Source organism: Campylobacter sp. BCW_6465, assembly GCF_001762815.1.
Classification (GTDB): Bacteria; Campylobacterota; Campylobacteria; order Campylobacterales; family Campylobacteraceae; genus Campylobacter_D; species Campylobacter_D jejuni.
In genome coordinates this window covers 1-1,294 of record NZ_MJXN01000031.1, presented here as the reverse complement: position 1 = coordinate 1,294, position 1,294 = coordinate 1, and the positions used below count along the sequence as shown (strand labels likewise).

Below are 1,294 nucleotides of genomic sequence, written 5' to 3'. Positions count from 1 at the left end.
TTTTAAAAAGTTTGGTAAAAAATTTAAAAGATATTAAAACAAAACAACAAAGCTCTAAATTAAATAATGATTATTCTTCTATTAGTATTAAAGATTTTGAAAGCATTGTTAATAATATACCCTTAATCAAATCCACGAGATTGATCAATATTTTAGCCCTTAGCCTAATCGCAAAAGAATTATATACTCCCATCTTTGAAGAAATGGAAGAAAATATGTTTATTAAATATCTTGAAGCTGCCATACAAAACAATATCAAAGAAGATAAGATTCTTTTTGAAAATCTTACCATCAAAGCATTGGAAAAGTATATTAAAGATTTTGAGTGATTTTTACTCTTTGATATTATGCTCTTTAGCATAAGCTAGTATTTTAGCTCGAAGTTCTTGCGGAAAATTATATCTATAAATAGCAGGAATTCTTGGATCAAGTTTAGCATCTAATTTGTGTCTTTTGTAATACCATTCTAGATTTTCAGGGGTAAAATAATAAGGTGCATTAGGATAACCTTGAGGTGGGGTTAGGGCTGCTAATTTGGCAGTTAATATCATAGAATCTATTCTTAATTGTGCACTTTCTTCACTCCGATCATTTGGAATATCATAACCATAAGCATTTACCATACCATTATAATACCCTCCCCTATGATGATCAAATTCTCTTCTGCTTTCATAAGTAGAATCTATATCTCTTGGATCTTTTATTTTGCCCTCAACTATATCACTTCTTAAGGCTTTATACATACTTCCAAATTCATCGCGAGAAATTTGATATTTATTATAATCAATCACCCAATCTACTCCCATAATCTCATCTATAAAAGGAAGCATACCAAATTCATCAGGTTTTAAAGTCTTAGCTAAGGTTTTAATTTCTTGTTCTCTTAAAGGATTTTTATGCACTCCTACTAAACCACTTCCTACTGCAATATCTGCATAACCATAAATAGCACCTAATAAATTAGGTTTATCTAATATACTACTTCCTCCACTTAATTGTATATAAAGTATAGTAGCTTGGATAAATCTTGCATTAAAACCATTTTGAGACATATCATTAGCTAGGTATTTATAATCACCTAATATTCCTGCTGCCATACCCCATTCATTATGAAATAAACTTGATCTTAGATTATGTTTATTATCATCTACTGTTCTATATAATTCTTCATATTTAGGATCTACATTTCCTTTTTCATCTACAGCTCCTATAGATTCATAAGGTATATCTATAACAACACTTCTTATACCACTTCTTATAACTAAATATTTATATCTTTCTTTTTTAGTTTTTA

The 1,294-nt window shown here is 28.7% G+C and carries 1 protein-coding gene and 1 pseudogene; one reads left to right on the top strand and one right to left on the bottom strand.

The features are described from left to right. Positions 1 to 329: pseudogene (locus AJ886_RS02655) on the top strand (hypothetical protein); the annotation flags it as partial. A 3-nt stretch (positions 330 to 332) separates the two neighbouring features. Here the strand turns inward: AJ886_RS02655 and AJ886_RS02650 are convergent. Next, the coding region (locus AJ886_RS02650; protein ID WP_070287081.1) for a hypothetical protein at positions 333 to 1,294 on the bottom strand (962 nt) is incomplete at its 5' end.